We start from the raw sequence: 16,265 nt of genomic DNA on the forward strand, positions 1-16,265 counted from the left end.
CCGGTGACTTAGTTGGACGCCAGGCCCAGGGCACGCTTCACCGGGCCGAAACTGCGCCGGTGATGCTCTGTTGCGCCGTGTTCCTGCAGCTTCTGCAGGTGAACAGCGGTGGGATAGCCTTTATGCTGGGCAAATCCGTAGTGGGGAAATGCGAGGTCCAGCGTGGCCATTTCGGCGTCACGAGTGACTTTTGCCAGAATAGACGCTGCGCTGATTTCTGCCACCCGGCTGTCGCCTTTCACCACCGCCAGGGAGGGCATCGGTAGCGACGGACAGCGGTTGCCATCGATCAGAACAAACTCGGGCACAATGCTCAGGCCGGCGACGGCGCGCTGCATCGCCAGCATAGTGGCATGCAGGATATTCAGCTCATCGATCTCATGCGGCTCGGCGCGCCCAAGGCTCCAGCACAGCGCTTTCTCTTTAATCTCATCGAAGAGCGCCAGTCGACGCTTCTCGCTGAGTTTTTTGGAATCATTCAGACCCACAATCGGCTTCGCCGGATCGAGGATCACCGCCGCGGTCACCACCGCGCCAACCAGGGGGCCACGCCCGACCTCATCGACGCCGGCAACCAGATGGGTATGCGGATAGACGAACTCCATCATTGTTTTGCTAACTCCAGTACGGCGTCCGCCGCCTGCTCATCGGCGTTGCAGCGGATCTGCTGATGCAGCGCGCGGAATGTCTCATGCATCTCATGGCTGGTTTTGCCATCGGCCAGCAGCGGCTGCAGGGCGGCAGCCAGCGCCTGCGGCTCGCACTCATCCTGCAGCAGCTCTTTAACCAGCTCGCGCCCGGCCAGCAGGTTCGGCAACGAGACGTAGTCGGTTTTAACCAACCGCTTCGCCAGCCAGAAGGTGAACGGCTTCATGCGATAGCCAACCACCATCGGGCATTTCGCCAGCATACACTCCAGCGCCGCCGTCCCGGAGGCCAGCAGCGCGGCGTCGCTGGCGATCATCGCATCGCGCGCCTGGCCGTCCAGCATATGCACGATCATATCCGGCGCCGTCTCAGCTTTAATTCGCTCAAACTGCTCCCGCCGTTTAGCATTAACCAGCGGCACCACCACCTGCAGATCGGGATAGGTAGCCCGCAGAAGCTGCGCGGTTTTCAGGAAGTCCGCACTGAGCATTTCGACTTCCGCGCCGCGGCTACCGGGCAACAGCGCCAGGCAACGCACGTCGTGCGGGATCCCTAACCGGTCGCGCGCGGCGCCTTTGTCAGGATCCAGCGCCATCGCATCCGCCATGGTATGGCCGATAAAGCGGCAGGGAACGTTAAATTTGTCATAAAACGCTTTTTCGAAAGGCAGAAAGGCCAGCACCAGATCGGTGGATCTGCCGATTTTGAAAACGCGTTTTTGTCGCCAGGCCCAGACCGATGGGCTGACGTAGTGAATGGTTTTGATGCCCTGCTTTTTCAGATTCCCTTCGAGGGTAATATTGAAGTCAGGGGCGTCGATACCGACGAAAACATCAGGACGCAGCTCGCCGAAGCGGCGGGTCAAATCGGCGCGAATATGGAGTAAGCGACGCAGGCGACCGAGCACTTCAACAATACCCATCACCGCCAGCTCTTCCATTTCGTACCAGGCTTCACACCCTTCCGCCTGCATCAGCGGTCCCGCCACGCCGACAAAGCGCGCATTCGGGATGCGTGCTTTGAGGGCGCGGATGAGGCCGGCGCCAAGAATATCGCCGGAGGTTTCTCCGGCGACCAGGGCAATCGTCAGGGGACGCTGTTCAGCCATTAACGAATCAAGCCGCGGGTAGAGCGGGCGAAGAAATCGACAAACGGCTGAACTTCAGGATGCTGAGTCGCCAGTTCGGCGATCTCCGGCTTGGCTTCTTCCAGCGTCTTGCCGCTGCGGTACAGCAGTTTATACGCGTTGCGGATCGCGGTAATCGCTTCCCGGCTGAAGCCGCGGCGTTTCAGGCCTTCGATGTTGACGCCGAACGGAGTCGCGTGGTTGCCCTGGGCAATCACGAACGGCGGAACGTCCTGCGCTACGCCGGAGCAGCCGCCAACCATAACGTGTGAGCCAATGACGCAGAACTGGTGCACCGCAGTCATGCCGCCGATAATGACATAATCATCCAGCGAAACATGGCCCGCGAGCGTCGCGTTATTGGCCAGGATGCAGCGATCGCCAAGCGTACAATCGTGCGCCACGTGGGCGTTGATCATCAGCAGGTTATCGTTGCCCACCTTTGTTAATCCACCGCCCTGTACTGTGCCGCGATGAATGGTGACGCTTTCGCGAATGCGGTTGCGATCGCCAATTTCCACCCGGGTTGGTTCGCCAGCATATTTCAGATCCTGGTTAACTTCGCCGATGGAAGCGAACTGATAGATCTCGTTGTCACGGCCGATTTTGGTGTGGCCGTTAACGACAACGTGAGACTTCAGTACGGTGCCCTCGCCGATTTCGACGTTGGCGCCAACAATACAAAACGGACCAATGTGGACGTTAGCGCCAATCACGGCGCCTTCTTCAACAATGGCGGTAGGATGAACAAAAGCGGTTTTATCAATCACGTATCAGGCCTCCCGGCTACGCGCACACATCATCGTCGCTTCGCAAACCACTTTACCGTCAACCAGCGCAACGCCTTTGAAACGGGTCAGGCCGCGGCGGGTTTTCTCGAAAGTGACTTCCATAATCATCTGATCGCCTGGTACTACCGGGCGTTTGAAACGTGCTTCATCGATACCCGCGAAGTAATACAGCTCGCCTGGTTCCAGTTTTCCAACGCTTTTGAATGCCAGAATCCCGGTGGCCTGCGCCATTGCTTCCAGAATCAGGACGCCCGGCAAAATCGGCTTACCAGGGAAATGCCCCTGGAAAAACGGCTCGTTTACAGAAACATTTTTTACTGCGCGCAGAAAACGACCTTCTTCAAAATCCAGCACGCGGTCTACCAGCAGGAACGGGTAACGGTGAGGCAGAAGTTCCAGAATCTCTTCAATGTGCAGAGTATGAGTGTCAGTAGTCAAAATACTCTTCCTGTCTAAATGTACTAAAAGGCAATAATAACACGGCCTGCGGCAATCTTTTAGCGAATGCAACAGGCCGGAAATGTCATGTGACCAAATGATGAATTAGTCTTGTTGATTAACCTTGCGCTCAATCGCTTTCAGGCGCTTGCTCATCTCGTCAATATTCATCACCAGCGCAGCGGTTTTACGCCACGCCTTGTTCGGCTGCAGCGGAATACCGGAGGAGTATACGCCAGGTTCGCTGATAGGACGCATCACCATCCCCATCCCCGTGACGGTGACCTTATCGCAGATTTCCATATGGCCGTTAATCACGCTGGCGCCGCCAATCATGCAGTAGCGGCCGATTTTCAGGCTGCCTGCCATGATGACACCGCCGGCAACCGCGGTATTGTCGCCAATCACCACGTTATGCGCAATCTGGCACTGGTTATCAATGATAACCCCGTTGCCAATCACGGTATCGTCCAGCGCGCCGCGGTCAATTGTGGTGCAGGCGCCGATCTCCACGCGATCGCCAATAATGACGCGACCCAGCTGCGGGATCTTCACCCAGTTGCCGCGATCGTTGGCGTAGCCGAAGCCATCCGCGCCGATCACCGTGCTGGACTGGATCAGGCAATTCTCGCCGATCTCAATCTCATGGTAAACGGTCACATTGGCCCACAAACGCGAGCCGGCGCCTATTTTCGTATTTTTCCCAACGAAGCAGCCTGCGCCGATGACCACGTTATCGCCCAGCTCTACCCCGGATTCGATAACGGCGTTGGCGCCGATGGCAACGTTGCTACCCAGCTTCGCCGTCGGATCGATAACCGCGCTCGGCGCGATATCCTGTGCCGGCTGCGGCGTGGTATCCAGAATTTGAGCCATGCGCGCGTAGGTCAGGTAGGGATTACGCACTACCAGCGCGGCGCTATGGGCAAAAGGCAAATCATCCTGCGTCATCACAACGGCAGAAGCCTGGCAAGCGGCCAGGTGTTCACGGTACTTAGGGTTGACCATGAAAGTGATTTGGCCCGTTTTCGCGCTCTGCATGGACGCAACGCCGGTGATGACGATATCGCCATCACCGTGTAATTCTGCATCCAACTGCTGCGCAAGATCAGCCAGTCGAATTGAAGGCATTACTTATTTAACCTGTTTCAGCACATCAGCGGTGATGTCTTTTACATCGCTGCTGTTGTATGCAACGGCATTCGCGTCAACCACCAGATCGATGCTCTGATCTTTCGCTACGCTCTGTACGGCAGTCTGGATACGGGTCACCAGTTTGCCACGCTCTTCGTTGGAACGACGAGCGCGATCCTGTTCAAACGCCTGCGCTTTCTGGGAGAAGGTCTGGCGCTGAGCCATCACGTCTTTTTCCAGTTTGGTACGATCGGCGCCCGGCTTCATGGACTGCAGACGCTGCATTTTAGACTGCAGGTCGCCTTCCATACGCTGCAGTTCGCTAGCGCGGCCTTTGAACTCGTTTTCCAGCGTGTTGGAAACGCCAGTTTTCTGGGCAACCTGTTGGAACAGGCTGTTCATGTTCACCAGGGCAATTTTATCTGCCGCCTGAGCGGAAGTTACCATTGCCAAACCCAGACCTGCAGCTAATAACCACTTTTTCACAATAAACTCCTTACCATCCCATGAGTACCCAGGGGTACCGTTATTTGCGTGGCGAGGCGATAAACGCGTTATCGCCTACGGTCAGCGCTATACTGCACTTGCATTCCATTGCCGCCAACAATTACCAGGTTTTACCAATGTTAAACTGGAACTGTTCGGCTTTGTCTCCATCGTACTTTTTGAACGGTTGGGCGTAGGAGAAGACCAACGGCCCCAACGGCGACATCCACTGCACGGCAATACCCGCAGACATACGGATGTTGCTCGGATCGCTGTAATCCGGATAACCGCCATACGCGCTCGAATCCCAGTGAGTATCCCATACGGTACCCATATCCCAGAAGAAGGAAGTCCGGACCGAGTTCGCATATTTGTCACTAATGAACGGCGTCGGGGTAATCAGCTCCAGGCTGGCCACCGCCATCGCGTTACCGCCCACCGCATCATCGGATTTACACGGTGCGGATTCGGTGCTCTTACATTCATTATCGTAGCTGTCATCATCGTCATGACGGCTGCTTGCCGGGAAATACACTGCCTTCGGACCAATGGTGTTCGACTGGAAGCCACGCACGGTGCTGGAGCCACCGGCATAGAAGTTCTCATAGAACGGCATCTCTTTGCCGCCGATACCATCGCCATAGCCAAAGCGGGTACGACCCAGCACCACCCATTCATGATCGTTGTCGATCGGCACATAGGTGGCGGTATCCAACGTCGCTTTGTAGTATTCGTTGTCCGAACCCGGAATGGTCACTTTACCGTTCAGGTTGACGCGCGAACCTTCCGTTGGGAAGAAGCCGCGGTCAAGCTTGTTATAGGTCCAACCGTAGTTGAAGGTGAAGTCATTCGCACTGAACGAGTTCCGGTCGTTGGTGTTGTCCGGATACTGGCCCATCGAGTTCAGGTAACGCCACATCGCCACCTGCGGCTGCATATTGGACAGGGAGTTATGCACATACCCGACGCCGGCGCGCAGCGTATTGTATTCGTTGACCGGGAAGCCCAGCGTGATGTCTGTACCATAGCTTTTGTTGGTATAGTCAGACAGATCCGCATCGTTCGCATCAAAGTCATTATAGAAGACACGGCCGCCGAGGCTTACACCGTCTACGGTGAAGTACGGGTTGGTCACCGACAGCTCGGTATAGGTTTGGTAGTCGTTTTTGGTGCCGTTGATCCCGACAGCATAGCCAGTACCTAACCAGTTATCCTGCTGAACGCCCGCCTGGAAGCTGACGCCGCTCTCGGTACCGTAACCGATACCGAAGTTGAAGCTACCGGTGTTACGCTCTTTCACCTTGTAGACTACGTCGACCTGGTCCGGGCTGCCCGGGACGCGCTGGGTATCGGTATCGACCGTTTCGAAGAAGCCTAAACGGTTGAGACGGTCTTTACCCTGATCGACGAGGTCGCTGCCCAGCCACGCGCCTTCCATCTGGCGCATTTCGCGGCGCAGAACGGCATCTTTGGAGGTGTCGTTGCCTTCGAAGCGAATTTTACGCACGTAATAGCGGTTGCCCGCATCGACGTTGACGTGCAGCTTAACGGTTTTATCGCTGTCGTTGATCTCCGGCTGCGACTGCACGCGCGGGTAGGCGTAACCATAACGACCCAACAGTTTCTTGATGTCGTTTTCCATCTTGGTCACTTTCGCGCCGTTATACAGTTCACCCGGCTCGACTTTGGTCAGCGCTTCGATTTCCGCGGAATGGCCGGCGAGGTTGCCCGTCACCTGCACCCCGGAAAACTTGTACTGATCGCCTTCGGTGATGTTGACGGTGATGTAGATCCCTTTCTTATCCGGCGTCAGGCTGACCTGGGTAGAATCGATGTTGAAACGGGCATAGCCGCGATCCAGGTAGTAGCTGCGCAGGGTTTCAAGGTCGCCCGCCAGCTTCTGCTTCTGGTATTTACGGTCGCCGACCACGTTCCACCACGGCACTTCATCGCGCAGCTGGAAGTGGGAGATCAGCTCATCAGTCGAAAACGCATGGTTGCCGACGATGTTGATCTGCTGAATTTTAGCGGAGACGCCTTCCTGGAAGACCAGTTTCAGGTCGACACGGTTTCGCGGCAGCGGGGTAACCACCGCTTTGACGCTGGCGCTGTATTTACCGACGCTGTAGTAGAAATCCTCGAGACCCTTCTCGATGTCCGCGATGGTCGTGCGGTCAAGCGACTCGCCCACCCGAACGCCAGAGGCCTCAAGGTTCTGCTTGAGCATGTCATCTTTCACCGACTTGTTGCCGGAGAAAGTGATGCTGGCGATCGTCGGACGCTCTTTCACCTGCACCAGCAGGGTATCACCATCGCGCAGGACGCGGACGTCCTCGAAGTTGCCAGTGGCAAACAGCGCGCGAATAGTGTTACTGATATCATCGTCGGTCACCGTATCGCCAGGACGCACTGGCATACTGAGGAGGGCCGCACCAACAGCGACACGCTGCAAGCCTTCGAAATGAATGTCCTTCACCACGAACCCTTCAGCACCGTATACAGTCGCGCTGCTAAACAGCAGCGACGCTATGAGCAACTTTTTCATCGCCATCGTTATTATGCGTTCTTCCTAACAAACTCTCTTATAACCGAGAGAAATCATTGAAAAGTGCAAGCCCCATTAACAGCACCAGCAGTATTGAGCCAATGCGATAACTAAAGTCTTGAACTCGCTCGGATACCGGCCCGCCCTTCAGCTTTTCAATCGCCAAAAACAGCAGATGTCCCCCATCCAGTACGGGTAGTGGGAACAGGTTGATGATTCCGAGGTTCACGCTAATCAGCGCAAGGAACATCAGATAATAAATCAACCCAAACTCCGCTGACATTCCAGCCCCCTGAGCGATAGAGATCGGCCCACTGAGGTTGTTCAGTTTGACATCACCGGTTATCAATTTACCCAGCATCCTGACCGTCAGCGACATCAGCTGCCAGGTTTTATCCGTGGCTTCAGCGATGGCGGCAAACGGTCCGTACTGACGTACTGTCTTGTATTCTTCAGGCAGCGGGATGACCTTTGGCACCACCCCTGCGAACCCTTCTGCCTTACCTTTCACCGTTTTTGCATCCGGCGTCAGGGTTAACGGCAGCGCACTCCCCTGCCGTTCAATCTCCAGCGCCAGCGCTTTGCCCGGATTATCGCGCACCAGATTAACAAACGTCATCCACTGCGTTAACGGTTGTCCATCGACTTTAACGATCCGGTCGCCCGCTTGCAAACCTGCTTTCTGAGCTGCCGAGCCCGCCTGGACTTCCGCCAGCACCGTATCAATCTGCGCGCTGCGCGGCTGGATCCCTAGCGACGTCACGGGATCTTGCTTGTCTGGCTCAAACGCCCAGTGCCGCAGATCGACGATTTTATCCTGGCGCTGATTGGTCCCGAAAGGGGCGACGGTAAGTATTGTTTGCGGGTTGCCGATTTTGGCCACCAGCTGCAGACGCACCGCATCCCAATCAGGCGTTTCGATACCATCTATCGCTTTAAGTTCCGTGCCTTTTGCAATTTGTGCTTGCGCGGCAACCGAATTGGGGGTTATTTCACCCACTACCGGGCGAACTCCAGGAACGCCGATGATGAAGACCAACCAGTAGGCAAAGATAGCGAAAAGGAAGTTAGCGATGGGACCGGCGGCAATCACCGCCGCACGCTGGCCGACGGTTTTATTATTGAAAGCGTAGTGGCGCATCTCCGGCGCCACCGCTTCAACACGCTCATCCAGCATCTTGACATAGCCGCCCAGCGGGATCAGGGCAATGACGAACTCCGTACCCTGCTTATCCATCCGCCGCCATAGCGCTTTGCCGAAGCCGATAGAAAAACGCTCAACCCGGATACCGCAGCGGCGCGCTACCCAAAAATGGCCAAACTCATGCACCGTAATCAGTACGCCAAGCGCAATGATAAAAGCTGCCAGATTCCAGAGCACGCTCAGCATATAACCTTCCGTCAAATCGTCCTGAAGACCAACAGTAGCAGACAGGCGAAGACCGGCACCGCCGCCGTCAGGCTGTCGATACGATCGAGAATACCGCCATGTCCGGGAATCAAGTGCCCGCTATCCTTAATGCCGGCCTCGCGCTTAAACATACTTTCCGTCAGATCGCCCAGCACCGAAGCCAGGGCTGCCACCACCGAACAGACCAGCAGCACCGTTGGCGTAACGTCAAGATGGGCCCACACCCCGTAGGCCCAGGAGATCACCGCCGCGGTCAGCAAACCACCAAAAAAGCCCTGCCAGGTTTTCCCCGGCGAGACCTTCGGCGCCAGCTTGTGCTTGCCAAACATTTTGCCAAACATATAGGCGCCGGAGTCCGCGCCCCAGACCAGAATCATCACATACAGGAGCCACAGCGCGCCGCTGTAATGGTTATCGGTATAGTGCCAGGCGCGCAGCGCCAGCATGCCCCAGAAAAACGGGACGATGGTCAGGATACCGAAGATAAGGCGCAGCACTTTCGAGTGCCGCCAGAATGCCGCCGACGCCGGATAAGAGAGCACCAGCAGCAGCGCGACGATCCACCAGGCGAAAGAGGCCCACAGCGAGCCTTCAACCATCGGTTGATGAACGTCATAATGGTATTCCGGCAGCAAAAACAGCATCGCCGCCAGCAGAAGGCCGCACAACACCGCCAGCCAGACCCGCTGCGACGTCGAGGTGAAACCGCTCAGTTGCCCCCACTCCCACGCGGCGAGCATACAGACCACCAGGGTCACGATAGCAAACCCCATCGGCGGCAATAAAAACAGCGCCGCAATGACGACGGGGATTAAGACGAAAGCAGATATCAGGCGATACTTCAGCAAAAGTGACCCCCATCAGGCATGACTGCCACCCGGCTCAGTGCCGCCGAAACGACGCTCTCGATTAACAAAGGCATGGAGTGCACCTTCAAAGTCCTGTTCAGCAAAATCGGGCCAAAGAACATCCGTAAAGTAAAGTTCGGCATAGGCAATTTGCCAAATCAGAAAATTACTTATTCGGTGCTCTCCCCCGGTCCTAATAACTAAATCTACGGGAGCCAGTTCATGCATGCAGACCTGCTGACTCAGCATGTCTTCCGTGATCTGCTCAGGCAGCAGCGTCCCGTCCTGTACCTGTTTCGCCAGAAAACGAACGCCCTGGGTAATATCCCAGCGACCGCCGTAATTGGCCGCAATATTCAGCGTTAAGCCGGTATTGTTCGCGGTCAGCGCTTCCGCTTTGCGGATACGCTCCTGCAGGCGCGCATTGAAGCGCGTGGTGTCGCCAATAATCCGCAAACGCACATTGTGTCGGTGCAGGCTTTTGACTTCGCTATCCAGCGCCCAGACGAACAGCTCCATCAGCGCACTGACTTCCTGAGCCGGACGGTTCCAGTTTTCGCTGCTGAACGCGTATAACGTTAACGCCTCAATTCCATTATTCGCCGCGAAAGAGACCGCGCGACGCACGGATTTCGCACCGGCCTTGTGCCCGAAAGCGCGAATTTTACCTTGCCGTTTCGCCCAACGGCCGTTGCCATCCATAATAATGGCGACATGACGGCAGCCATGTGTAGGCGATATTTCGCTGACAGTTTGATTAGCAGACAACATCACGCGTTTTAAGTCCATAATAAGGATTAACTAGCCACCAAACAGAGGCCACCGGGCCGCGCTGGATACGCATTTTTATCCGGTGCCGGGGCTGCAGCCAATCGCAGAGAACAACCAAAAGCTTTACGCAAAAAAGCCGTGTTTTGCCACGGCCACCGTAATCTTCAACAACAAAATGCAACGATCGGGTGGCGCAGACTATATCACTGAAGCTTTGCGCCCACAAATATCACCGCGTTACGCCTGGGTGACCAACCGCTTCAGCTGTTGATGAGCAACCGCGCGGGCCTCAGCGTCGATAACCAGAACGTCATCAATGCTTTGCGGCTCCAGCAGGTTCATCTTATCCAGCACCGCCAGGTTAACCGCCGCAATATCGGTAAAGCGGATATCGCCCTGCAGAAACGCGGCAACCGACTCTTCATTGGCCGCATTCAGCGTGGTGGTCGCCGCCTGGCCGACGTCAAACGCCTCCATCGCCAGCTTCAGGCACGGATACCGCGTATAGTCTGGCGCGGAGAAGCTCAGATTGCTCAGCTGACAGAAGTCCAGCGGCTTAGCGCCGGAGTTCAGCCGCTGCGGCCAGCCCATGGTATGGGCGATCGGGGTGCGCATATCCGGTTCCCCAAGCTGCGCCAGCACGCTGCCGTCCTGATAGCGAACCATCGAGTGGATCACCGACTGCGGATGGATAAGGACCTCCATCTGCCGGGCCGAGGCGTTAAACAGCCAGCGCGCTTCAATATATTCCAGACCTTTGTTCATCATCGTGGCGGAGTCGACGGAGATCTTGCGTCCCATCGACCAGTTGGGATGACGGCAGGCCTGATCCGGCGTCATCGCCGCCAGTTCAGCTACCGCTGTCTCGCGGAAAGGCCCGCCCGAGCCGGTCAGCAGAATGGACGAAACGCCATTCTGCGCCAGGTCAGCGTATCCCAGATGCTGCTGAATTGTCTCCGGCATACTCTGAAAAATCGCGTTATGTTCGCTGTCGACCGGCAGCAATCGCGCCCCCGACCGTTGAACCGCCTCCATGAACAAGCGACCGCAGGTCACCAGCGACTCTTTATTTGCTAACAACACCGTTTTTCCGGCGCGGATCGCCGCCAGCGTCGGCACCAGACCCGCCGCGCCGACGATAGCCGCCATCACCTGATCGACCTCCTCCAGCGCCGCGACCTCTGCCGCCGCCTGCTGGCCGCTCAGCACCTCGGTACGGCAGCCATGTTCCTGCAGACGGGTGCGCAACCGCTCAGCGCTTTGCGCATCGTCCATCACGGCGTAACGGGGGGTAAATTCAAGGCATTGTTCAACCATACGGTCAACGTTTTTCCCCGCGACCAGCGCGGCGACGGAAAAGCGACCGGGATTATGGCGTACCACGTCCAGCGTGCTACAGCCAATGGAGCCGGTCGAACCGAGAACGGTTAATTGCTTCATGAGACGTCCAGAAGAGTGGAAACAGAATAAAAAGCAAAACGCCGCCAGCAAGCCCCTACGCAGCAATTATCAGGGATAAGACGGCGGCATCAGGCCTTCAACTTAGCGCTAAAGGCTACAAGGCCAGCGGTCGCAACGCAATCCCGAGAATTGAGCGTACAGTCTTCTGTACGGCGTTTCGGATTTTACTCAGGCCAGACGCTGTCAGGCCCGAGTAAGGGCAGAGCATCAGAACTGCATCAGTTCCGCTTCTTTGTCTGCCAGCGCCGCGTCAACTTTCTTGATGGCGGCGTCAGTCATTTTCTGCACGTCGTCCTGAGAACGGCGATCGTCATCCTCGCTGATCTCTTTCTCTTTCAGCAGCGCTTTGACTTTGTCGTTGGCGTCGCGGCGAACGTTACGTACGGCAACGCGCGCCTGTTCAGCTTCACCACGCACGATCTTGGTCAGATCTTTACGACGCTCTTCGGTCAGCGGCGGCAGCGGAACACGAATATCGCTACCGGCAGAGCTTGGGTTCAGACCGAGGTCGGACGCCATGATCGCTTTTTCAACAGCCGCGGACATAGAACGGTCAAAGACGTTGATTTTCAGGGTACGGGAGTCTTCGACGGTGACGCTGGCCAGCTGGCGCAGCGGGGTCGGCGTACCGTAGTATTCAACAACAATCCCGTCCAGCAGGCTCGGAGAAGCACGACCCGTGCGAATTTTGCTGATTTGGTTTTTGAATGCTTCGACGCATTTTTCCATGCGGATTTCAGCATCTTTTCTGATATCGCTAATCACGTTACGAATCCTTGAAAGCTTGTCTCAGTCAGACCAGACGGGGCACCCGTCGGAAAATGAGCTAAGTATAGTCAGATTTAATGAAAATCACCGGGTAATATCCCCGCGAAAGTAAAGCGGAATCTTACCCGGATTTGGCGCTGACGGGAATTATTCCGTGATCAATGTGCCTTCTTTTTCGCCCATCACCACGCGACGCAGCGCGCCAGGTTTGTTCATATTGAAGACGCGAATCGGTAATTTATGGTCACGCGCCAGGGTGAAGGCCGCCAGATCCATCACTTTCAGCTCTTTTTCCAGCACTTCGCTGTAGGTCAGCTGATCGTACATCGTGGCGGAAGGATCTTTGGCCGGATCGGCGGTGAATACGCCGTCAACCTTGGTGGCTTTCAGCACCACATCGGCTTCAATTTCAATCCCGCGCAGGCAGGCTGCGGAATCGGTGGTAAAGAACGGGTTGCCGGTACCCGCGGAAAGGATCACCACGCGGTTGTTGCGCAGCAAGCTGATCGCCTCTGCCCAGCTGTAGTTGTCGCACACGCCGTTCAGCGGAATGGCGGACATCAAACGAGCGTTCACATAGGCGCGGTGGAGCGCATCGCGCATCGCGAGGCCATTCATAACCGTAGCCAGCATGCCCATGTGGTCGCCCACAACGCGGTTCATACCCGCTTTCGCCAGACCAGCACCACGGAACAGGTTACCGCCACCAATTACTACGCCAACCTGAATACCCAGCTCAACCAGCTCTTTGATCTCTTGAGCCATGCGGTCAAGTATGCTTGCATCAATACCGAAGCCTTCTGAGCCCTGCAGCGCTTCGCCACTTAATTTCAGCAGAATACGTTTGTAGACGGGTTTTGCATTGGTAGCCATGTTTCTTTCCTGAGACTGTCAACGAATGAGATGTGAGAATTCCGGCGACATTGTATGTCGCATTTCAGCGCGGTCACTATAAGCAGTTGGCTGAATTTACAAAATGGGCGCAAAAAGAAGCCGCCCTCAGGCGGCTCCTTGTAAAAATTAAGACTGCTTGGACATCGCAGCAACTTCTGCTGCAAAGTCAGTCTCAACTTTCTCGATGCCTTCGCCCACTTCAAAGCGGATGAAGCCAGTCACGTCAGCGTTGTGCTCTTTCAGCAGCTGACCAACAGATTTGCTCGGCTCCATGACGAAAGGCTGACCAGTCAGAGAAACTTCGCCGGTGAATTTCTTCATGCGGCCTTCAACCATTTTCTCTGCGATTTCTTTCGGCTTACCGGACTGCATCGCGATGTCCAGCTGAACCTGGTACTCTTTCTCTACCACTTCAGCAGACACGTCTTCCGGCTTAACGAATTCCGGCTTGCTTGCGGCAACGTGCATTGCCAGCTGCTTAACCAGCTCTTCGTCAGCGCCTTTAGCGGCAACCAGAACGCCGATGCGCGCACCGTGCTGGTAGCTGCCCAGAACGTCGCCTTCCAGAACAGCGATACGACGGATGTTGATGTTCTCACCGATTTTAGCAACCAGGGCAACACGTTCTTCTTCGAACTGCGCTTTCAGAACTTCAACGTCGGAGATTTTACCCGCAACAGCGGCGTCCAGTACTTTGTCAGCAAATGCCTGGAAACCACCATCTTTAGCAACGAAGTCAGTCTGGCAGTTAACTTCCAGAATGTAACCGTAGTTGCCTTCGATTTTGGTTTTGATCACGCCGTCAGCAGCCACGTTGCCTGCTTTCTTCGCCGCTTTGATCGCGCCGGATTTACGCATGTTTTCGATTGCCAGCTCGATGTCGCCATTCGCTTCAGTCAGCGCTTTTTTGCAATCCATCATGCCTGCGCCAGTACGTTCGCGCAGCTCTTTTACCAGGGAAGCGGTAATTTCAGCCATTCTAAAATCCTCGGGAGATGTGGATACTGCCCGGCCAACGGCCAAACAGCGTAAATTGAAAAAAGGGGCCGATAATGGGCCCCTATTCATACACGGTACTAATAAGGGCTTAAACCTTATTATTCAGCTTCTACGAAGCTTTCTTCCGCCTGAGAAGCCAGGTCCTGAGAGCGACCTTCACGAACGGTAGCAGCAACAGCGCCCAGGTACAGGCTTACTGCGCGGATTGCATCGTCGTTACCCGGGATAACGAAGTCTACGCCGTCCGGATCAGAGTTGGTATCAACGATAGCAAATACCGGGATGCCCAGGTTGTTTGCTTCTTTGATAGCGATGTGCTCGTGGTCAGCGTCGATAACGAACAGTGCGTCCGGCAGGCCGCCCATGTCTTTGATACCGCCCAGGCTGTTTTCCAGCTTGTCCAGCTCACGAGTACGCATCAGCGCTTCTTTTTTGGTCAGCTTGTCGAAAGTACCGTCCTGGGACTGAGTTTCCAGGTCTTTCAGACGTTTGATGGACTGACGAACGGTTTTCCAGTTAGTCAGCATACCGCCCAGCCAGCGATGGTTCACGAAGAACTGGTCGCAGCTCAGAGCAGCGTCTTTTACCGCTTCGCTTGCAGCGCGCTTAGTACCAACGAAAAGGATTTTACCTTTACGAGCAGCGATCTTGTTCAGTTCAGCCAGAGCGTCGTTGAACATCGGTACGGTTTTCTCAAGGTTGATGATGTGAACTTTGTTACGCGCACCGAAGATGAACGGCTTCATTTTCGGGTTCCAGTAACGGGTCTGGTGACCGAAGTGAACACCAGCCTTGAGCATGTCGCGCATGGAAACAGTTGCCATGTTTAAAACCTCTATAGATTAAATTGGGGTTATGCCTCCACGTATCCCATATTACCGACCCCGAAGGGCACCCCGGAATATGTGCCGATACGTGTGTGTTATTACACAAAGTGAGCGATGTCGCTTACGTCCCATCCTTGTGTATCTGAGATGGAACGGAAGTCCGGCGCGCTTTATATCACAAAATCCATCCAGACACCAACTCTTGTTGACGTCACGTGCTGTTAATGATTCTCAGTTTGGCACCAGCCTACCCGGACTGTTACCATTGACAGGACTTACTCTATTATTGTCGAAAATATCGACACTGCTGGACATACTCCATGGCTATCTCTATTAAGACATCTGAAGATATTGAAAAAATGCGCGTTGCCGGTCGCCTGGCCGCTGAAGTGCTGGAAATGATCGAACCCTGGGTTAAGCCGGGCGTCAGCACTGGCGAACTGGACCGTATCTGTAACGACTATATCGTTAACGAGCAGAAGGCCATTTCCGCCTGTCTCGGCTATCACGGCTATCCGAAATCCGTCTGCATTTCGGTCAACGAAGTGGTCTGTCACGGTATCCCTGACGACGGCAAGCTGCTGAAAGATGGCGATATCGTGAATATCGACGTGACCGTCATTAAAGATGATTTCCATGGCGATACCTCCAAAATGTTTATCGTCGGCAAACCGACGATTCTCGGCGAACGCCTGTGCCGCATCACTCAGGAAAGCCTGTACCTGGCGCTGAAGATGGTGAAGCCGGGCATCAACCTGCGCACCATCGGCGCGGCGATCCAGAAATATGTGGAAGCGGAAGGGTTCTCCGTGGTTCGCGAATACTGTGGTCACGGCATCGGCCGCGGCTTCCATGAAGAGCCGCAGGTGCTGCACTACGACTCGCCGGAAACCAACGTCGTGCTCAAACCAGGCATGACCTTCACCATCGAGCCGATGGTCAACGCCGGTAAAAAAGAGATCCGCAGCATGAAAGACGGCTGGACGGTGAAAACCAAAGACCGGAGCTTGTCTGCGCAGTACGAGCATACTATTGTGGTGACAGACAACGGCTGCGAAATTCTGACGCTACGTAAGGATGACACCATCCCGGCGATAATCTCGCACGATGAATGATGA

16 protein-coding genes are annotated in these 16,265 nt (G+C 55.4%); 1 reads left to right on the forward strand and 15 read right to left on the reverse strand.

Features of this window, described 5'->3' with window-relative positions; genetic code table 11:
* Positions 1 to 8: 8 nt before the first annotated feature.
* From rnhB to rpsB, 15 genes are all read right to left on the reverse strand, one after another.
* On the reverse strand, positions 9 to 608 hold the full coding sequence (gene rnhB / locus ABLV04_RS20880) for a ribonuclease HII (RefSeq protein ID WP_004204458.1): 600 nt from the start codon (positions 606 to 608) through the stop codon (positions 9 to 11).
* Positions 605 to 1,756, reverse strand: coding sequence for a lipid-A-disaccharide synthase (gene lpxB, locus ABLV04_RS20885; protein WP_135732862.1), 1,152 nt, complete (start codon positions 1,754 to 1,756; stop codon positions 605 to 607). Before lpxB ends, rnhB begins: the two co-directional genes overlap by 4 nt.
* Positions 1,756 to 2,544 carry an acyl-ACP--UDP-N-acetylglucosamine O-acyltransferase gene (lpxA, locus tag ABLV04_RS20890; protein ID WP_004204455.1) on the reverse strand — a complete coding sequence of 263 codons (789 nt, stop codon included), beginning with the start codon at positions 2,542 to 2,544 and terminating at the stop codon, positions 1,756 to 1,758. Before lpxA ends, lpxB begins: the two co-directional genes overlap by 1 nt.
* Positions 2,545 to 2,547: 3 nt before the next feature.
* A complete protein-coding gene (gene fabZ / locus ABLV04_RS20895; RefSeq protein ID WP_004145858.1) occupies positions 2,548 to 3,003 on the reverse strand; it encodes a 3-hydroxyacyl-ACP dehydratase FabZ in 456 nt (151 codons plus the stop codon).
* A gap of 105 nt (positions 3,004 to 3,108) precedes the next feature.
* Entirely contained in the window at positions 3,109 to 4,134 is a 1,026-nt protein-coding gene (lpxD, locus tag ABLV04_RS20900; protein WP_032452898.1) for a UDP-3-O-(3-hydroxymyristoyl)glucosamine N-acyltransferase, read from the reverse strand.
* Between the two features lie 3 nt (positions 4,135 to 4,137).
* On the reverse strand, positions 4,138 to 4,623 hold the full coding sequence (skp, locus tag ABLV04_RS20905) for a molecular chaperone Skp (protein ID WP_002889325.1): 486 nt from the start codon (positions 4,621 to 4,623) through the stop codon (positions 4,138 to 4,140).
* Positions 4,624 to 4,744: 121 nt separating this feature from the next.
* The gene (bamA, locus tag ABLV04_RS20910; RefSeq protein WP_023292048.1) at positions 4,745 to 7,174 is read right to left on the reverse strand and encodes an outer membrane protein assembly factor BamA; all 2,430 of its coding nucleotides are present in this window, start codon (positions 7,172 to 7,174) and stop codon (positions 4,745 to 4,747) included.
* A gap of 31 nt (positions 7,175 to 7,205) precedes the next feature.
* Positions 7,206 to 8,558 (reverse strand): sigma E protease regulator RseP, encoded by a 1,353-nt coding sequence (gene rseP, locus ABLV04_RS20915; RefSeq protein WP_004204451.1) that lies wholly within the window; start codon positions 8,556 to 8,558, stop codon positions 7,206 to 7,208.
* Positions 8,559 to 8,569: 11 nt separating this feature from the next.
* Positions 8,570 to 9,427 carry a phosphatidate cytidylyltransferase gene (gene cdsA / locus ABLV04_RS20920; protein WP_023292047.1) on the reverse strand — a complete coding sequence of 286 codons (858 nt, stop codon included), beginning with the start codon at positions 9,425 to 9,427 and terminating at the stop codon, positions 8,570 to 8,572.
* A 12-nt stretch (positions 9,428 to 9,439) separates the two neighbouring features.
* On the reverse strand, positions 9,440 to 10,198 hold the full coding sequence (gene ispU / locus ABLV04_RS20925) for a (2E,6E)-farnesyl-diphosphate-specific ditrans,polycis-undecaprenyl-diphosphate synthase (RefSeq protein ID WP_032429282.1): 759 nt from the start codon (positions 10,196 to 10,198) through the stop codon (positions 9,440 to 9,442).
* A 237-nt stretch (positions 10,199 to 10,435) separates the two neighbouring features.
* Entirely contained in the window at positions 10,436 to 11,638 is a 1,203-nt protein-coding gene (gene ispC / locus ABLV04_RS20930) for a 1-deoxy-D-xylulose-5-phosphate reductoisomerase (protein ID WP_044521082.1), read from the reverse strand.
* A 228-nt stretch (positions 11,639 to 11,866) separates the two neighbouring features.
* Positions 11,867 to 12,424 (reverse strand): ribosome recycling factor, encoded by a 558-nt coding sequence (gene frr / locus ABLV04_RS20935; RefSeq protein WP_002889308.1) that lies wholly within the window; start codon positions 12,422 to 12,424, stop codon positions 11,867 to 11,869.
* A 150-nt stretch (positions 12,425 to 12,574) separates the two neighbouring features.
* Positions 12,575 to 13,300, reverse strand: coding sequence for a UMP kinase (pyrH, locus tag ABLV04_RS20940; RefSeq protein WP_002889306.1), 726 nt, complete (start codon positions 13,298 to 13,300; stop codon positions 12,575 to 12,577).
* Positions 13,301 to 13,447: 147 nt separating this feature from the next.
* Positions 13,448 to 14,299 (reverse strand): translation elongation factor Ts, encoded by an 852-nt coding sequence (gene tsf, locus ABLV04_RS20945; protein ID WP_004151930.1) that lies wholly within the window; start codon positions 14,297 to 14,299, stop codon positions 13,448 to 13,450.
* A gap of 119 nt (positions 14,300 to 14,418) precedes the next feature.
* Positions 14,419 to 15,144, reverse strand: coding sequence for a 30S ribosomal protein S2 (gene rpsB, locus ABLV04_RS20950; protein WP_004204447.1), 726 nt, complete (start codon positions 15,142 to 15,144; stop codon positions 14,419 to 14,421).
* A gap of 323 nt (positions 15,145 to 15,467) precedes the next feature.
* On the opposite strand from rpsB, the gene map reads away from it, so the two are divergent.
* Complete coding sequence (gene map, locus ABLV04_RS20955) at positions 15,468 to 16,262, forward strand: type I methionyl aminopeptidase (protein ID WP_004204446.1); 795 nt, start codon at positions 15,468 to 15,470, stop codon at positions 16,260 to 16,262.
* Positions 16,263 to 16,265 lie beyond the last annotated feature (3 nt).

Origin of the sequence: Klebsiella sp. JN_Kp127 (assembly GCF_040062505.1) — a bacterium.
GTDB lineage: Bacteria > Pseudomonadota > Gammaproteobacteria > Enterobacterales > Enterobacteriaceae > Klebsiella > Klebsiella quasipneumoniae.

What these genes read in the sequence shown, in the direction of transcription:
- rnhB (WP_004204458.1), bottom strand. Translation starts at nt 608, where the DNA reads ATGATGGAGTTCGTCTATCCGCATACCCATCTGGTTGCCGGCGTCGAT.
- lpxB (WP_135732862.1), bottom strand. Translation starts at nt 1,756, where the DNA reads ATGGCTGAACAGCGTCCCCTGACGATTGCCCTGGTCGCCGGAGAAACC.
- lpxD (WP_032452898.1), bottom strand. Translation starts at nt 4,134, where the DNA reads ATGCCTTCAATTCGACTGGCTGATCTTGCGCAGCAGTTGGATGCAGAA.
- bamA (WP_023292048.1), bottom strand. Translation starts at nt 7,174, where the DNA reads ATGGCGATGAAAAAGTTGCTCATAGCGTCGCTGCTGTTTAGCAGCGCG.
- rseP (WP_004204451.1), bottom strand. Translation starts at nt 8,558, where the DNA reads ATGCTGAGCGTGCTCTGGAATCTGGCAGCTTTTATCATTGCGCTTGGC.
- ispU (WP_032429282.1), bottom strand. Translation starts at nt 10,198, where the DNA reads ATGTTGTCTGCTAATCAAACTGTCAGCGAAATATCGCCTACACATGGC.
- ispC (WP_044521082.1), bottom strand. Translation starts at nt 11,638, where the DNA reads ATGAAGCAATTAACCGTTCTCGGTTCGACCGGCTCCATTGGCTGTAGC.
- pyrH (WP_002889306.1), bottom strand. Translation starts at nt 13,300, where the DNA reads ATGGCTACCAATGCAAAACCCGTCTACAAACGTATTCTGCTGAAATTA.
- tsf (WP_004151930.1), bottom strand. Translation starts at nt 14,299, where the DNA reads ATGGCTGAAATTACCGCTTCCCTGGTAAAAGAGCTGCGCGAACGTACT.
- rpsB (WP_004204447.1), bottom strand. Translation starts at nt 15,144, where the DNA reads ATGGCAACTGTTTCCATGCGCGACATGCTCAAGGCTGGTGTTCACTTC.
- map (WP_004204446.1), top strand. Translation starts at nt 15,468, where the DNA reads ATGGCTATCTCTATTAAGACATCTGAAGATATTGAAAAAATGCGCGTT.